Origin of the sequence: Meiothermus cerbereus (assembly GCF_051297115.1) — a bacterium.
In the GTDB taxonomy this organism is placed as follows: Bacteria; Deinococcota; Deinococci; order Deinococcales; family Thermaceae; genus Meiothermus; species Meiothermus cerbereus_A.
In genome coordinates, this window is sequence record NZ_JBEVAL010000011.1 from 15,765 (window position 1) to 31,606 (window position 15,842).

The window sequence follows — 15,842 nt, forward strand, 5'->3', positions numbered from 1 at the left end:
CAACTCCTTAGGTAACCAGGGAGATGGGCTAGTGGGTTGGGCCTGAAGCGCTTGCCAGCCGTTGTAAGAAGTCTAGCCCCACCCGCAAGGCGGCTTCTGTGTCCTGTGGCCAGACCGACTCCTCGGGGTGGTGCGAAAGGCCGCCCGGACTCCGTAGGAAGAGCATGGCCGAGGGGCACAGCGCGGCCATAATCATGGCGTCGTGGCCGGCCCCCGAGACCATCCGGTGCACCGGGTAGCCCTGGGCCTGGGCCGACAGGGCCAGCATCTCGTTCAGCTCAGGGTCGCAGGGAACGGCGGCCTGTTCGTAGCGGGTGAAGTAGTCGAGCTCGAGCCCCCGGCGCTGGGCCACCTGCTGGGCCCGGGTCACCAGGTTGGCTACCGCCAGGCTGCGTACCTCGTCGTAGGGGTGGCGCACATCCAGGCTCATGCGCACCTCCCCCGGAATCACATTGGCCGCTCCAGGCAGGGCCGTAATCAGGCCCACCGTAGCCACCAGGCCGGGTTCCCCCCGGGCCTCACGTTCCACCAAAACCATCCATTCGGCGGCCCCGGCCAGGGCATCCTGGCGCAGGTGCATGGGGGTGGTGCCGGCGTGTCCGGCTTTACCGCGGAAGGCCACCTCGAGCCGGCTCTGCCCCACAATGGCCTCCACCACGCCCAGCGGATACCCCAGGGCCTCCAGCACCGGCCCCTGCTCGATGTGAAACTCCAAAAAGCCCTTAACCTGGGCCGGGTTGTAGGCGGCCTGCGGTATATGGGCGGGCTCGAGGCCAAAGGCCCGGATGGCTTCCTCTACCGTCTGCCCCTGGGCGTCTTTGAGCCTGAGCAGCTCTGGCTCAAACTGCCCGGTCACCGCTTTGCTGCCCAGAAAAGGCACCCCAAAGCGCACCCCCTCCTCTTCGGAAAAGGCAATGACCTCGAGGGCCAACGGCAGCCGTTTTCCGCCCAGGCCCTTAATCAGGGCCAGGGCCAGCGTAACCCCTAAGGGGCCGTCGTAAGCGCCTGCGTCACGCACGGTGTCCACGTGCGAGCCCAGCAGAAACAGCGGGGCATCGGGGGAGTGGCCGGGGTAGTGCCCAATCAGATTACCCACCGCATCGGTGCGTACCTGCATACCCAGCTCCCTCATCCAGCCGGCCAGGGATTCATGTACGGCCCGCATGGGGGGCGAGAGGAAGGTACGGGTCAGGCGGCCCGGCTCTTCCGAGAAATGCGCCAGCACACGGCAGCGCTCGAGGGCTTCTAGGGCCAGTTTGGAGAAGTCGACATCGGAGAGACTCATGATCGGGTCGGGTAAGGTGGAGCCTTGTTCACAGTTTTCGTCGAGGACCTGAGTGCTGTACCCCCCTTATCCTGGGGGAAGGGGCACCAGCAAGAGACCTGCTTGATTTGTTCTTATTTCTGGGGCCCCCACCCGAAGCGCTAAGAATGAGCTTTTTCTTGCGCTCAGCGGAACGCTTCGGGTGGGGTTCATATTAGCTGCCCCGGTAGGTGCTGTAGCCGTAGGGCGAGAGCAGGAGGGGTACATGGTAATGCCCCCTGGCCTCGGCGATGCCAAAGCGGATGGGTACCTCGTCCAGAAAGGGCGGGTCGGGCAGGGGGACGCCCTGGGCTTTGAAGTAGGCGGCCACGTGGAAGACCAGCTCGTAGATGCCCGGCGGGATGGTCTCGCCCGAGAGCAGGGGCTGGTCGGTGCGGCCATCGGCGTTGGTGCTGGCGGCGGTGATGAAGGTGCGCTCCCCCGCCGGGCCGATGCGGTAGAGCTCGAGGTCGAGCCCTGCCGCCGGGCGCCCGTGGGCGGTATCCAGAACATGCGTCGAAAGCCGAGCCATACCTTTATCCTACGGCCCCCTGGCCCCCTGGGCTACCCAGGCCCCCAGCCGGGCCCGCTGCTCGGGGGTCATGGCCGGAACCCCCGGCACCAGCAGGGGCATGTACTGGGTGTCCACCGTGACCTGCTTGATTTTCTGGGCATGCCCCACAATCTGCTCGGGCGTATCCAGCATCACCCCGCCCGGCGCCGAGGCGAAGCCGGGCTGGGTGGGGCGGGCGGCGTGGCACATCTGGCAGTGCTGCACGATAATATCCTGCACCTCGGCAAAAGCCACCAGGGGCTGGTTCTGGGCATCTGCGCTGGGGCGGGGTGCGGTCAGGTAAAAAGCCCCCAGCAGCAAGGCCGCCGCCAGCACCAGCAGATAGGGCATGGCCCCACCTTCCACCAGGGTGCGGTGGTGCTCTTTCTCGGTCAGGTTGATAAAGTGCCGCACCGCCACCCCGGCCCCAAAGAGCAGAATCAGGATGAGCCAGTGGGCCCCGCCGCTGTAGGTCATGGGGAAGTGGTGGGCAATCATGGTGAAGAGCACCGGCAGGGTGAGGTAGTTGTTGTGGCGGGAGCGAAGCTGCACCCAGGCCACAAAATCGGGGTCGAGGGTTTCGCCCTTTTGCGCGGCCCGCACCAGTTTCTTTTGTGAGGGGATGATCACGAAAAAGACGTTGGCGGCCATGATGGTGCCCAGCATGGCCCCAATGTGCATAAAGGTGCCGCGCCCGCTAAAGACCTGCCCCAGCAGGTAAGCCGCCAGCGTAACCAGTACCCCCCCCACCAGCAGAAACAGCGCAGGGCGGTATAAGAGCCGGGTGCTGGACAGTCCTACATAAATCAGCCAGCCTGCGACGAGGCTTCCTAGCGCAATCAAAATGGCAGCCCAGCCGGGCAGGGTGCTGCCGGGGGCCAGCAGAATGGTGCGGGGGTCTGCGTAGTAGACGATGACGAGCAGCAAGAACCCCGTGACCCAGGTCAGGTAGGCGTCCCACTTGAACCAGTGCAGGTATCTGGGCAACTGGGCGGGGGCGGTTTTGTATTTTTCCAGGTAGTAGATGCCCCCGCCGTGAATGGTCCAGATGTTGCCGGAGAGCTCGGCCCGCACGCCCTGGCGCTCGAGGGCGTTCTCCAAAAAGATGAAGTAGAAGCTGGCCCCGATCCAGGCGATGCCGTAGATGATGTGCAGCCAGCGCACGATCAGGTTGAGCCATTCGCGGGCGTGGGCCTGCCAGCCGCCCGCCAGGGTGAGGGCTAAAGCCAGGGCAAATAGGGCCAGGATGGCTAAAATCCAGGGCCATTTGACGATGCGGAGGCGGTCTTGGTCGAGGGGGTTCATGGCAGTTACGCAGATTGAGTCTAATCCTGGCCCAGCAGCTCGGCAAGGCGAAAGCGCGCGATCTTGTAAATCTCCTCCAGGGCGGTTCCAAACTCGGCTTCGGGGCTGTTGTGCAGCCTTTTTTCCATGGCATCAAAGATGTCTGCTTTGCTTTTGCCCCGCACCGCCAGAATGAAGGGGAAACCAAATTTGCCAGTGTAAGCCCGGTTCAGGGTCTGGATGCGCTCGAACTCGGTGGGGGTGAGGGCATCGAGGCCGGCGCCCTTTTGCTCCGCGACCGAGGCCTGGGCCATGCGGGCGCGGCTGCCCAGGTCGGGGTGGGCCCGGATCAGGGCCAGCTGGGCCTCTTTGGGGGCTTCTCGCACCACCCGTACCAGCGAGTGGTGCAGGGCCTCGAGGCTGGCCCAGGGGCGGTGCTCCCAGGCTTTTTCGGCCACCCAGGGGGAGTGCTCGAAGACCCAGCCCAGCTGCTCAACAAAGGCCTTTTTGGAGAGTTGGTTAATCGCTGCGAGCTTCATTTTCAGGCGTTCTGGCTGCGGTAAGCCCAGCCCACCAGCCGGCGCTCCAGGATGGCGAAGACCGCATAAAGCGCAATGCCCATCACGGCGATCAGCAAGAGCCCGCCAAAGACCAGCGGCACGTTGAACTGGGAGCTGGCCGAGGTCATCATGTAGCCGATGCCTCTTTGCGAGGCGGCAATCTCGGAGATGACCGCGCCCACGAAAGCCAGCGTGATGGCTACTTTAAGCGAGGCGAAAAAGTAGGGTAGGGAGAAGGGGATGGAGACCCGGGTGAAGGCCTCGAGGCGGCTCGAGCCCAGCACCCGCAGCACCTCCCGCAGCTCCGGCGGCACCGCCGCCAGCCCGGTGGCTACGTTGACCACGATGGGGAAAAAGGAGATCAGAAAGGCCGTCAGGATGGCCGGCACCGTGCCGATGCCAAACCACAGCACCAGCACCGGCACCAAAGCGGCTTTGGGCACGCTGTTGAAGCCCACCAGGATGGGGTACAGCGCCAGGTTCAAGGGCCTCGAGGTGCCCACAGCGGCCCCCAGCAGTACGCCCGCCACCACCGCAATCCCAAACCCGGCCAGGGTGGTCCAGAGGGTCTGCCAGGCATGCCCCATCACCACCCCCCAGACCGGCAGCAGCGACTCGACGGCCTGTGAAGGGGCCGGCAGCACAAAGGGGGGAATCTTAAAAAGCCGCACTGCGAGCTCCCAGACCACGAACAAACCCACGCTGGCCCCGGCCGCAACCAGGGTATCGCGGCTTCGGTTCATGCCCCCACCCCCTTCAAACCGCTAATCGGGGTACGCATCCCGCCAATCTGTTCGCGCAGCTCCCGTACGATGTGGGCAAAGTCGTCGCTGTAGGTGAGCTCGAGCGGCCTGGGGCGGGGAAACTCCACCTTGCGCGAATAGGCAATTTTGCCGGGGCGGGTGCTCATGGTGTAGATGGTGTCGGACAGGTAGACCGCCTCCCGCAGGTCGTGGGTGACCAGGATGACCGTGGGCTTGCGGCTCATATACAGCACCTGCATGGCCTGCCAGAGTTCCTCGCGGGTGAAGGCATCCAGCGCCGAGAAGGGCTCGTCGAGCAGCAGGATCTCGGGCTGGTGGATGAGGGCCCTGCACAGGCTGGCCCGCTGCTGCATCCCCCCCGAAAGCTCCCACACCTGGGCGTTTTCGAAGCCGGAAAGCCCCACCGAGGCCATCAGCTCGCGGGCGGCCTCGATGTAGGGCTTGGGGTTTTGCCGGTACTGCCGCTTGTGTTGGGCGGAGACCTCGAGGGGCAGCAGGATGTTTTGCAGGATGGTGCGCCAGGGCATCAGGGTGGGGTTCTGGAAGGCCATCCCGATGCTGGCTACAGGCCCTTTAACCACCTGACCATGCACAGTAGCTCTGCCGGTGCTGGGGGGACGCAGCCCGGAAATAACCCGCAAAAGCGTGGACTTTCCGCAGCCCGAAGGCCCCACCAGGGCTACAAACTCGCCCTGGGCGATGGAAAGGTTGACCCCCTCTACGGCCAGGTAACCGTTGTCGTAGCGCAGGCTAACATTGCTGAGCTCAATAAAAGACATGTTTGTACCTTGGCCTAAAGTTTAATCCGCTTGGGATAAATGGTCAAAATACAGCCCGCCAGTCAGGCCCTTATAGCGCGTGAAGAGCAGCACTGCAGGCTGGTCATGCCCAGGGTTTGCACCAGTTCTTTACCGGGCGGGGCCGGTTACCCGCCGCTCGGCGATGGGGGGCAGGAAGCGGTCGCTCCAGACCTGCTCTACCTTCAGGGTGGTGGCCAGGTCGAAGGCTTTGGCTACCGCGCGGATGTTGCGCTCCACCCGCTCCCGCCGCACCGAGCCCAGCCCAAAAGCCCGGCTGTCGGGGGTGAGGACGTGGGTATTGAGGGCCAGGATCAGCCGTTCGCGCTCGAGGGCCTCGTTAATCAGGCCGTCCCGCCGCCTGACGGCCGCAATGCCCTCGTCGGGGTTGGCGATTACGTCCTTAAAGCCCTTGACCAGAGCCCGCAAAAAGGCCGCCACCGCCTGCGGGTTGGCCTGGGCAAAATCGCGCCGTACCACCACCGCATTGCCGTAAAGATCCTGGGTGTAGTCGGCATACCTGAAGATGAGCATGTCTTCGGGCTTGACGCCCACGTTACGCAGGTTGAGGAAAGAGGTGAAATAAAAGCCGGTGATGCCGTCGGCCTGGCCGCGGGCCAGCGTAGGCTCGCGCAGCGGCACGTCCACGTTGATGAAGTTGACCCTGGCAGGGTCTATGCCCACCGCCTCGGCAAACACCGGGAAAAGCCTGCGGCCCGCATCGCCGGCGGGCGCGGCCAGGGTCTTGCCCACCAGGTCGGCAGGGCGGGCAATGCCTTTGCCCTTGATGGCAAATACCGCAGCCGGGGTGGTGTTGTAGACCATAAAGACCGCCAGAAGCTGATTGGCGGGGTTGCGGGTGTTGAACTCGATCAGGGAGTTGAAGTCGGCAAAGCCCATGTCGTAGTTGCCAGCGGCAATTTTGCTGATGGCATCGGCAGAACCAAAGCCCCGGTCAATGCTCACATTCAGCCCCTCGGCGGCATAGTAGCCCTTGTCCAGGGCCAGCAAAAAAGGCGCGGTGGGCCCCTGAAAAGCAAAGTCCAGGGTGAAGCGCACGTTGGTGCGCGGCTGGGCAAGGCCCAGGCTGGTCAGGAGCAAAAGGGCGAGAAGCAGTCCTCGAGTCCACATAGCAAAACCTCCCCGGTGTTGTGGAACACCTGGGCCGAGTATAGAAACACGGATGGTGCGGTGTCAACGGCAGTATGAAATACCGGCCGCTCTCCAAAAGACATTTTTCCTGGCAAAAGCAAATGAGCAGCTTATTGTTGATAGAAAATAGACCGTGCGTTTACTTTTCGATGTACAGTTTGCTTATTCTGGCTAAATTGACTGGTGAAATCAGGGCCGGGCGGTTCAACTGTGTGGCAAATGGCCCCTGCCCAAAAGATTTACCTTGCCGCAGGCAGCTTTAGGGCCTGTTCTGCGGCTTCCAGGGTTTTGGCAAGCTCATCCTCACCGTGTGCCACGGAGAAGAAGGCCGCTTCGAACTGGCTGGGGGGCCAGTAAACGCCCTGTTGCAAAAGGCCGTGGAAGAAAACCTTAAAGCGCTCGGTGTCGCAGGTAACCGCATCGGTGTAGGTCTGTACGGGCCCTTCGCGGAAGAAGACCGTTAGCATGGAGCCCACCCGGTTGATGGCTACCGGTACACCGGCAGCAGCAAAAAGGGCCAGCAAGCCCTGTTCCAGGGCCTTTCCGTAGGTCTCGAGGCGGGCGAAGGGCGGGTCCTGGAAGAGGGTTTCCAGGGTGGCCAGCCCGGCGGCCATCGATAAGGGGTTCCCGCTCAGGGTGCCGGCCTGGTACACCGGGCCCAGGGGGGCTACCTGCTGCATGATTTCGGCCCGGCCCCCATAAGCCCCCACCGGCAGCCCCCCTCCAATAATCTTGCCCCAGCAGATCAGGTCGGGCTTCAGGCCCAGAAGTTCCACCGCGCCCCCTTTGGCCAGACGGAAGCCGGTCATCACCTCATCGGCAACGAGCAAGGCCCCGTACTGCTGGGTGAGCTGGTGCAGGGCCTCGAGGAACTCGGGTGTGGGTACCAGCACCCCGGCGTTGCCCACGACCGGCTCGAAGATGACCGCGGCGATCTGCTCACCGTACCGCTCGAACAGGTCTTTGAGGGCCTGGGGCTCGTTGTAGTCGGCCACCAGGGTGAGTTCGGCAAAAGCCTGGGGCACCCCGGCGCTCGAGGGTGCGCTTCTGGCGGTTCCCCCACCACCGCTGAGCAAGCCCGAGCCAGCCTGCACCAGCAGGCTATCGGCGTGGCCGTGGTAGTTGCCGCGAAACTTCACAATCAGGTCGCGCCCGGTGTAGCCCCGGGCCAGCCGCAAAGCGCTCATGGTGGCTTCGGTGCCGCTGCTCACAAAGCGCACCAGATCGGCGCTGGGGTAGGCCTCCCGCACCCGTTCGGCCAGGCGTACCTCCCGCTCGGTGGGGGCTCCGTAGCTCAGTCCTTCGGCGAGGGCCTCCTGCAAGGCGGCTATCACCGCCGGGTGGTTGTGCCCCAGAATCATGGGCCCCCAGGAGCCGATGTAATCGAGCAGCGCGTTGCCATCGGCGTCCCACAGGTAGGCCCCCTGGGCCCGCGCGATAAAACGGGGCGTGCCGCCCACGGCCTTGAAGGCGCGAACGGGGGAGTTCACCCCGCCGGGTATCACTTGCTGGGCTTGGCGAAAAAGCTCCAAAGAGCGTGCGGTGGAATGACCCATGTGCAGAACTTAGCACCGCAGGCCCCCAAGTACAAGCCACTGCCCTGGCTGGGGTGGTCGGGTCTGATGTTTTCCAGCCTGACGGCTTACCATGAGGGCCTTTGGGGTGGGGCCAGTGACAATTTCATGACACTTTTCTAAGCGTTTTACTACTGATAATCATTTGCGTATGGAGCAGCTAGCCCTGATTGGGGTTTCACAGCGGCGGGGGGGTGTCGAGGCCCTGACCCTGTGGAGCACCTGGTGGCAGAACCATGCTCCTGCCGTTTCCACCCTGGCGGAGGAATGGGTGCCCATCCTCACCTGTAACCGCTGTGAGGTGGTGCTGGCCCTGAAGGAAGGGTTATCACTCGAGCAGGTGCGTCAAGCTTTGATTCCACCCCAGCTCCCCAGGGGCTACGCCTACCTGGGCGAGGCCGCGCTCGAGCACCTGGCCCGGGTGGCGGCCTCGCTCGACTCGGTGAACCCGGGCGAAGACCAGATTATGCGGCAGGTGCGGCAGGCCTTTGAAGCCGCACAAAACGCCGGAAGCGTGGGCCCACTGACCCGCTTTGCCTTTCAAAATGCGCTCAAAGTAGCCAAGCGGGTTCGCCGTGAGGTGGCCCTGGCCCCGGCCAATACCTCGCTATTTAGCCTGGCCCGGCCCGCTCTGGAGGCCCTTTTGCCCCGTGCGGCACGGGTGGCGGTGGTGGGAACCGGCGAGATGGGTAGCCTGGCGGCCCGCAGCCTGGCAGCCTTGCCCGGAATTGAGCTCTGGCTGGTGAACCGCACCCCCGAAAAAGCCCAGGCTCTGGCTGGGTCGCTGGGGGCCCGGTTTATGCCGTTGCACGACTTCCTGAAGCACCCTCCGCAGCTAGACGCCCTGGTGACGGCCACCCCGGTAGAGGGGCTTTTGGGTACTGGCTTTTTTCAAAACCAGCCCCGGCTCAAAGCGGCGGTAGACCTGGGTATGCCCAGAAACATAGTCCCTGAGGCAGTTAAGGGGGTGGTGCTGTTCGACCTGAACCTCCTGGAACGCCTGGGCGAAGAGCGCCGCGCACGCCTGCGGGCCGACCTGGCCCAGGCCGAGCTGATTGTGGCTGAGGAACTGGAACAGGTGATGGTGGAATGGGCCGAACGCACCATCGTACCTGCGATCACCCAGATGCGTGAGGCCTATCGCCGTACCCTTACCGAACTGGTGGGGGAGCGGGTGGAACCCGAACTGATCGAGCGGCTGGCCCACCGTTTTGCCCACTTTCCGGTGAAGGGTTTGCGCGGGCTAGCCCGTCGGCACGGGCCCGAAGCAGCCGAGGTGTTTTTGCAAGAGGCAGGCCTTTGGGAGGTGAAGCTTGATTAGAGTACGCATTGCCACCCGTGGCAGCCGCTTGGCTTTATGGCAGGCCGACTGGGTAAAGCAGAAGCTCCTTCGGCAAGGTGCCCAGGTCGAGCTGGTGGTGGTGGAAACCCAGGGCGACCGCGAAGGCCTGCCTTTCGCCCAGATGCAGGGCCAGGGTTTTTTTACCAAAGCCGTGCAGGAGGCCCTGCTGGTGGGCGAGGCCGACCTGGCGGTGCACTCCTACAAAGACCTGCCGAGCGCCAGCCCAGCGGGTTTGCAGATCGCAGCCGTGCCTCCACGGGAAGACCCCAGCGAGGTTTTGCTGGCTCGATTGCACGCCCTGGATGAACAGGCCCCGGGGCTGCCCTTGCGTGCTGGGGTACAGGTAGGCACCAGCGCGGTGCGGCGCCAGGCCCAGCTAAAGCATCTTCGGCCCGACCTAGAGCTTAAGGAACTGCGCGGCAACGTGCCCACCCGGGTAGATAAGCTCCGGCGTGGCGATTACGACGCCATCCTGCTGGCCCAGGCAGGCCTCAAGCGGCTGGCACTGGACTTGAGCGGGCTATACCTCCAGGTGCTACCGCCCACCCTGCTGGTGCCTGCTCCGGCGCAGGGGGCCCTGGCCCTGGAGTGCCGCCAGGACGACCACCGCCTCAAAGCCCTGCTAGAGCACCTGGACGACCCCCAGGCCCGCCGCACCGTAGCTGCCGAGCGGGGCCTGATGCAGATGCTGGCCGGAGGTTGTCAGTTGGCGCTGGGCGCACTGGCCCGGGAAACCCAGCAGGGCCTAACCCTTCTGGCCTGGTATGGAGGTAAACGTTACCAGGCCCAGGCGCCCTCGCCCGAGGCCGTAGCCCAGGCGGTTTTCCAGCAGATCAAGGCCGATAACCCGGAGGTGGTATGCGAATTGCCCTGACCCAGTCCGAAGGTCGTCTGGCAGGCTTGCAAGAGCGCCTCGAGGCGATGGGCCTCGAGGTGGTGCGCCAGCCGCTGATCCAGACCCAGGTTCTGCAGGCCGACCTCAAACCCCTGTCGGACTGCCGCTGGTGGCTGTTTACCAGCGTGGTCGCAGTGCGGGCGCTGCTTGCGCTGGGGGGCAGCCTGAAGGGCCGCAGCCTGGGTGCGGTGGGTCAGGCCACCCGGCAGGCCCTGGAAGAGGCCGGGGGTAGGGTAGACCTGGTCTCGCCCGACGAGACAGCAGAGGGGCTGGCCGAGGCTTTTCTGGCCCAAAGGCCCTTTGGTTTTGTGGGCCTGCCCCAGGGCAACCGGGCCCGACCGGTGCTGGCCCAGCGCTTGCGCGAAGCCGGCTACGTGGTGCAGAGCGTGGTGGTCTACCAGACCCAGACCCTGCCCTGGCCAACAGACCTCCCGGCCCCCGACCTGGTGCTTCTGACCAGCCCCTCCGGGGTCGAAGCCCTGCCGGAGTCGGTGGGTGGCCAGGCCCGCTTGCTGGCCCTGGGCCCTACCACTGCTGCGGCTTTGTCCGAGCGAGGCCTGCCGTACACCCTGGTGCCAGGGCCCAGCGTGGAGGCGGTTTTGGAGACCATAGCGCGCATTCGAGGTGAGCAATGTCCAGCCTGAAAAACCCCGAACTTCTAAAGGCCCCTGAACTTCTTGAGCGACCCCGACGGCTGCGCTCCAGCGCTGCTTTGCGCGAGAGCGTGGCCGAAACCCACCTGCGCCCTTCCGACTTCCTGGCCCCGTTTTTTGTGATGCCGGGCAGAGGCCTGAGCGAACCCATTGCCGCACTGCCGGGGATAAACCGCTACAGTGTGGATACTTTTTTGCTCGAGGCCGAGCGTGCCTTGAAGCTGGGCGTGCGCTCAGTGCTTTTGTTTGGGGTTTTGCCCGATACCTGGAAAGACCCCCAGGGCCAGAGCGCCGCCGACCCCAACGGCCCGGTGCCGGCGGCCATCCGCGCGGCCCGCAGGGCCTTTGGGGACGAGGTGGTGATTTACACCGACGTTTGCTTGTGCGCCCACACCTCCCACGGCCACTGTGGGGTGCTAAAAGAAACCCCCCGGGGTGTACGCATTGACAACGACCGCTCGCTGCGCCAGCTTGCGGCCATGGCCCTTACCCATGCCGAGGCCGGCGCCGATTTTGTGGCCCCCTCGGACATGATGGACGGACGGGTGGGCTACCTGCGCCGGGCTCTGGACCAGGCCGGCCATACCGAGGTGGGCATCCTCTCGTATGCCGTCAAGTATGCCAGCGCTTTTTATGGCCCCTTCCGCGATGCCGCCAAAAGCGCACCCGGTTTTGGCGACCGGGCCAGCTACCAGATGGACATCCGCAACGCCCGCGAGGCCCTGCGAGAGGCCGCGCTCGACGAGGCCGAAGGGGCCGATATGCTCATGGTGAAGCCTGCGCTGGCCTACCTGGACATCCTGGCCCGTCTGCGCCCGCAAACCCAGCTACCCCTGGTGGCCTACAACGTGAGCGGCGAGTATGCCATGCTCAAGGCGGCGGCGATGGCGGGTGCGCTGGAGGAGGCCCGCGCAGTGCGCGAGACGTTTGTGGCCATCAAGCGGGCCGGGGCCGACCTGATCATCAGCTACCATGCCCTGGAAGCGCTGGCTCAGGGCTGGATCTAGGGGGTTTTCGCGTGCAGCCGCAGGTCGGGGAAAAGCAAGAATGCTGTTTCAAGCTCAGGTTTTGTCTCTTGAAAACGAGCACCTGCACCCAAAGGCCAAAACGAAGCACCCCTCAGCCTTTGTCCTTTGATCTTCAACAGCGGCAATCCGGTGGGCAACACGATGAGAAGCGTATTTAGGAGGAGGACTTGTTGCGGAAGTTAGACAATATGCGTTCTTCACGGGGTCGGGTCTGGCTGGCCTTTGGCTTGGTGGTGGTTTTTTTGCTGGCCCAGGTGGCCTGGTGGCTTATCTTTCAGCGCAACACCATCCAGCAGAACATCGAATACGCCGAAACCGCCTGGCTGCAGGAAGCCGCGCTGGTACAGCAGCTCTGGGCGGCCACGGCCCCGGAAAAGCGCGCGGCGCTCCTTTCCGAGCTGCGCCAGGCTTTCCCGCACCTCGAGGTCGAGGGCGACCGGGTTTATGTCAACCCCGAGCGGCTCAAGGCCTACCGCACCGAGCAGATGCGCCATTTGCGCATGTTCGCCTACGAAGGCCCTTTTTTCTTGCTGGTGATGCTTTTGGGGCTGTACATCATCGGGCGCAGCCTCAAAAGCGAGCAGGAGCTTAAGCGCCGCCAGCAAAACTTCCTGATGGCTGCCTCGCATGAGTTTCGCACCCCCATCAGCACCCTGCGGCTACTGGCCCAAACCTTGCAGATGTGTGAGCTTTCCCGGGAAAAACAACTTGCCTACCTGACCCACATGTCCCACGAGATAGACCGTCTGGAAGACCTCTCGGAGCGGCTGCTGGCGACCTCGAGGCTGGCGCAGGGGATGGGCGCGATCAAACCCGAACGCCACGATTTGAACCAGGCGGTAAGCCGCTGCCTGGCCCAGCAGCAAAACACCCTGGTGGCTCGAGGGGCTGTCCTGCACCTCGAGCCCTCATCCACTGCGCTTCCGGTAGACCTCGACCCCGAGGCTTTTAGCCTGGTGCTGTCCAACCTGCTGGACAACGCGGTCAAATATAGCCCAGCGCCACAGAAGCCGGTCTGGGTGCGCCTGCGCCGCGAGGGCGGCCAGGCGATGCTCGAGGTCGAAGACCGGGGGGTAGGTTTGTCGAGGGGTGAGCTGCAACAGATTTTCGAGCCCTTCTACCGTGTGGGCGACGAACAGACCCGCAGCACCCGGGGGCTTGGCCTGGGGCTTTACCTGGTCAAAAGCATCACCGAGCTGATGGGGGGCCGGGTCTGGGCCGAACCTCTGCCTCAGGGAAGCCGATTTGTGCTCAGTTTCCCCCTGGCTGAAGCCCAGGGTTTGGCGCCTGAAAGGAGTCTGGCATGAAGCCTGTGGATGACCCCCGTTCAGGACAGGCTAATCCAGTGCAGAAGATACTGCTGGTCGAGGATGAGCCGACCCTGGCTGCTGCCCTGGCCGACAACCTCGAGGGCGAGGGTTATGAAGTGAAAATCGCTCCCGACGGCAAAACGGCCCTCGAGCGCTGGGCAGCCTGGAAACCCGATCTGGTCGTGCTCGATGTGATGCTACCGGGTCTGGACGGCCTTCAGGTCTGCCGACAGATGCGCGCTTTGGGCCACACCACCCCAGTGCTTTTCCTTTCGGCCAGAGGGGCCCCCGAGGAGCGGGTAGAGGGGCTAAAGGTAGGCGGCGACGACTACCTGGCCAAGCCCTTCCACCTGCCCGAGTTTCTGCTGCGGGTCAGAAATCTGCTGCGCCGCCGGGCCGAGACCCCTTCCGCAGTGTATGAGTTTGCCGGGCACCGCATCGACTTCAGGGCCTGGACGGCTTACCTGAAGGATGGCCGCAAGGAAGCCCTGGGCGAGCGCGAGATGGCCATCTTGCGCCTGCTGGTGGAGCGGTCGGGTGAGGTGGTAAGCCGCGATGAAATTCTTGACCGGGTCTGGGGCCAGGAGGTTTTTCCCAGCAGCCGTACCATCGACAACTTTGTAATGCGCTTGCGCCGCCTATTCGAGCCCGATCCGGCCCATCCTGTGCACTTTCATACCGTTTGGGGGGTGGGCTACCGCTTTACGCCCAGCCCCGAACCCCGACCGGAAGCCTCGCCTACCAAGGAGCCAACGTGAATACCTCGAGTACCCAAACCGCCACCTCGCTTTTCCTGCGGGCTGCCTGGGGAGAAGATACCCCCAAAGCCCCGCTCTGGCTGATGCGCCAGGCCGGGCGCTACCTGCCCGAGTACCTTGCCATCAAGGCCCGTTCTAGCTTTTGGGAGATGGTACGCACCCCCGACCTGGCCGCCGAGATTACCCTGCAACCCTTGCGCCGCTTCCCGCTGGACGCGGCCATCCTCTTCAGCGATATCATGACCCCCCTGCCAGCCATGGGGGTGCAGATCGAGTTTAGCCCAGGGCCGGTGGTGGCCGATCCGCTGCGTAACCCAGCCCAAATTGAGGCTTTGCGGCTACCCGAAGCCCAGGAGATTGCCCCCTATGTGGCCGAGGCCATACGGCTGGTGCGGCGCGAGCTGGCCGGTAAGCCCGTGGCCCTCATCGGTTTTGCCGGGGCCCCCCTGACCCTGGCTACCTACCTGGTGCAGGGCAGCGGTTCAAAAGACTACGAGGACTTGCGCGCTTTTCTCCGTCAGGAACCTGCCCTGGCCCACCGGCTGCTGCACAAGCTGACCGAGTTAACCATTCGCTACCTTCGCATGCAGATAGAAGCTGGGGCTGAGGCCATTCAGTTGTTCGACTCCTGGGCTGGCCTGCACGACGGGGAGGTCTACCGCACCTTTGGCCTGCCCTACAACCAGGCCGTTTTTTCGGCCCTGACGGGCCTGGGTGTGCCTCGCATCTACCTGGCGGTGGGGGCTTCACACCTATATCCCTTGCTGGCCGAGCTGTCCTGTGAAGTGGTGAGCGTGGACTGGCGCATGCCCTTAGACCAGGTGCGCCGGTTTTTGCCGCACACCCTGCAGGGCAACCTCGACCCGGCGGTTCTGCTGGCACCTCCAGCGGTCATCACCCAGGAGGCGCAAAAGGTACTCAAGTCGGGTCTGGGAGGTGCCCATATCTTCAACCTGGGCCACGGGGTAATCCGAACCACGCCCCCAGAGCACGTAGCCCACCTCGTTGAGGTGGTTCACCAGTTCAACCGACACAACAAGGAGTCTGCATGAACGAGAAAGAAACCCGCGAATACAAAGAGAAGGAAACCCGGCGCATGGTCGAACTGGATCCGGCTGGCCTGATTAGCCGCAAGGCCCCGGATCAAGCCAAACGGCAGTTCATGAACTACGCCTTTTTTAAGCTAAACCCTGAGTTTCGCAGGCAAGGCCCCGAGTTTGTGGAGTCCGCCAAGGCTGAGTTTGCTCAAGTCTGCGAGCGCTGGGCCAGCCGGGGGGAAGGCTTTATCCTGCGCAGCTACAGCCTGGTGGGCACCAGGGCCGACGTAGACTTCATGCTCTGGCGCATCAGTTTCAACGTACCCGACTTCCAGGCCATGCAACGCGAACTAAACCGTACCGCCCTGGCCGGGTACTTAAGCCAGCCTTACTCGTTCCTCTCGATGCAAAAACGTTCCATCTATGTAGACCGCTTTAACCCCGATGGCGAAGGGGTGCACCTTTTGCCGGGGCAAGGCCAGTATCTGTTTGTTTATCCATTTGTAAAGACCAGGGCCTGGTACGACCTTTCACCCCAGGCTCGCCAGGGCATGATGGACGAACACATTTACGTTTCGGCCCCCTTTACCGGGGTTACGCTCAACACCTCCTATTCTTATGGCATAGACGACCAGGAGTTTGTGGTGGCTTTTGACTCCAACTACCCCCAGGAGTTTGTAGACCTGGTGCAGCGCCTGCGCTTCACCGAGGCCAGCCTCTATACCCTGCGCGATACCCCCATGTTTACCTGCATAAAAAAGGACATTCGCGAGGTTCTGGAAGATCTGGCGTGATGGTTCGGAGGGCTAAGGTCGAAAGCTAAGGACCAAAT

At 63.5% G+C, this 15,842-nt stretch carries 16 protein-coding genes; 8 read left to right on the forward strand and 8 right to left on the reverse strand.

Annotated features, from left to right (window positions below; all coding sequences use genetic code 11):
- Positions 1-28 precede the first annotated feature (28 nt).
- From ABWU19_RS03935 to hemL, 8 genes are all read right to left on the reverse strand, one after another.
- Complete coding sequence (locus ABWU19_RS03935) at positions 29-1,285, reverse strand: allantoate amidohydrolase (RefSeq protein ID WP_435900462.1); 1,257 nt, start codon at positions 1,283-1,285, stop codon at positions 29-31.
- 193 nt (positions 1,286-1,478) lie between these two features.
- Positions 1,479-1,835 carry a hydroxyisourate hydrolase gene (gene uraH / locus ABWU19_RS03940; protein ID WP_435900463.1) on the reverse strand — a complete coding sequence of 119 codons (357 nt, stop codon included), beginning with the start codon at positions 1,833-1,835 and terminating at the stop codon, positions 1,479-1,481.
- Between the two features lie 9 nt (positions 1,836-1,844).
- The gene (locus ABWU19_RS03945; protein ID WP_435900464.1) at positions 1,845-3,161 is read right to left on the reverse strand and encodes a urate hydroxylase PuuD; all 1,317 of its coding nucleotides are present in this window, start codon (positions 3,159-3,161) and stop codon (positions 1,845-1,847) included.
- Between the two features lie 20 nt (positions 3,162-3,181).
- The gene (gene uraD / locus ABWU19_RS03950; RefSeq protein ID WP_435900465.1) at positions 3,182-3,679 is read right to left on the reverse strand and encodes a 2-oxo-4-hydroxy-4-carboxy-5-ureidoimidazoline decarboxylase; all 498 of its coding nucleotides are present in this window, start codon (positions 3,677-3,679) and stop codon (positions 3,182-3,184) included.
- Positions 3,680-3,681: 2 nt separating this feature from the next.
- Complete coding sequence (locus tag ABWU19_RS03955; RefSeq protein WP_435900466.1) at positions 3,682-4,443, reverse strand: ABC transporter permease; 762 nt, start codon at positions 4,441-4,443, stop codon at positions 3,682-3,684.
- Complete coding sequence (locus tag ABWU19_RS03960; RefSeq protein ID WP_435900467.1) at positions 4,440-5,243, reverse strand: ABC transporter ATP-binding protein; 804 nt, start codon at positions 5,241-5,243, stop codon at positions 4,440-4,442. Before ABWU19_RS03960 ends, ABWU19_RS03955 begins: the two co-directional genes overlap by 4 nt.
- Positions 5,244-5,372: 129 nt before the next feature.
- Positions 5,373-6,392 carry an ABC transporter substrate-binding protein gene (locus ABWU19_RS03965; protein WP_435900468.1) on the reverse strand — a complete coding sequence of 340 codons (1,020 nt, stop codon included), beginning with the start codon at positions 6,390-6,392 and terminating at the stop codon, positions 5,373-5,375.
- A gap of 260 nt (positions 6,393-6,652) precedes the next feature.
- The gene (gene hemL / locus ABWU19_RS03970; protein ID WP_435900469.1) at positions 6,653-7,969 is read right to left on the reverse strand and encodes a glutamate-1-semialdehyde 2,1-aminomutase; all 1,317 of its coding nucleotides are present in this window, start codon (positions 7,967-7,969) and stop codon (positions 6,653-6,655) included.
- 169 nt (positions 7,970-8,138) lie between these two features.
- Here hemL and ABWU19_RS03975 point away from each other — a divergent pair, with 169 nt between their 5' ends.
- The 8 genes from ABWU19_RS03975 to ABWU19_RS04010 all read left to right on the forward strand — a co-directional run bounded on the left by ABWU19_RS03975 (position 8,139) and on the right by ABWU19_RS04010 (position 15,804).
- Positions 8,139-9,308 (forward strand): glutamyl-tRNA reductase, encoded by a 1,170-nt coding sequence (locus ABWU19_RS03975; protein WP_435900470.1) that lies wholly within the window; start codon positions 8,139-8,141, stop codon positions 9,306-9,308.
- Positions 9,301-10,203, forward strand: a complete 903-nt coding sequence (gene hemC / locus ABWU19_RS03980) for a hydroxymethylbilane synthase (protein WP_435900471.1) — start codon at positions 9,301-9,303, stop codon at positions 10,201-10,203. The genes ABWU19_RS03975 and hemC overlap by 8 nt, the downstream gene beginning before the upstream one ends.
- Complete coding sequence (locus ABWU19_RS03985) at positions 10,188-10,868, forward strand: uroporphyrinogen-III synthase (protein ID WP_435900472.1); 681 nt, start codon at positions 10,188-10,190, stop codon at positions 10,866-10,868. The genes hemC and ABWU19_RS03985 overlap by 16 nt, the downstream gene beginning before the upstream one ends.
- Positions 10,856-11,884 carry a porphobilinogen synthase gene (gene hemB, locus ABWU19_RS03990; RefSeq protein ID WP_435900473.1) on the forward strand — a complete coding sequence of 343 codons (1,029 nt, stop codon included), beginning with the start codon at positions 10,856-10,858 and terminating at the stop codon, positions 11,882-11,884. Before ABWU19_RS03985 ends, hemB begins: the two co-directional genes overlap by 13 nt.
- 209 nt (positions 11,885-12,093) lie before the next feature.
- A complete protein-coding gene (locus ABWU19_RS03995) occupies positions 12,094-13,212 on the forward strand; it encodes a sensor histidine kinase (protein WP_435900474.1) in 1,119 nt (372 codons plus the stop codon).
- Positions 13,209-13,973 (forward strand): response regulator transcription factor, encoded by a 765-nt coding sequence (locus ABWU19_RS04000; protein WP_435900475.1) that lies wholly within the window; start codon positions 13,209-13,211, stop codon positions 13,971-13,973. Before ABWU19_RS03995 ends, ABWU19_RS04000 begins: the two co-directional genes overlap by 4 nt.
- Positions 13,970-15,025: a uroporphyrinogen decarboxylase gene (gene hemE, locus ABWU19_RS04005; RefSeq protein ID WP_435900476.1), complete on the forward strand. Its 1,056-nt coding sequence runs from the start codon at positions 13,970-13,972 to the stop codon at positions 15,023-15,025. The genes ABWU19_RS04000 and hemE overlap by 4 nt, the downstream gene beginning before the upstream one ends.
- Entirely contained in the window at positions 15,022-15,804 is a 783-nt protein-coding gene (locus ABWU19_RS04010; RefSeq protein ID WP_435900477.1) for a chlorite dismutase family protein, read from the forward strand. The genes hemE and ABWU19_RS04010 overlap by 4 nt, the downstream gene beginning before the upstream one ends.
- Positions 15,805-15,842 lie beyond the last annotated feature (38 nt).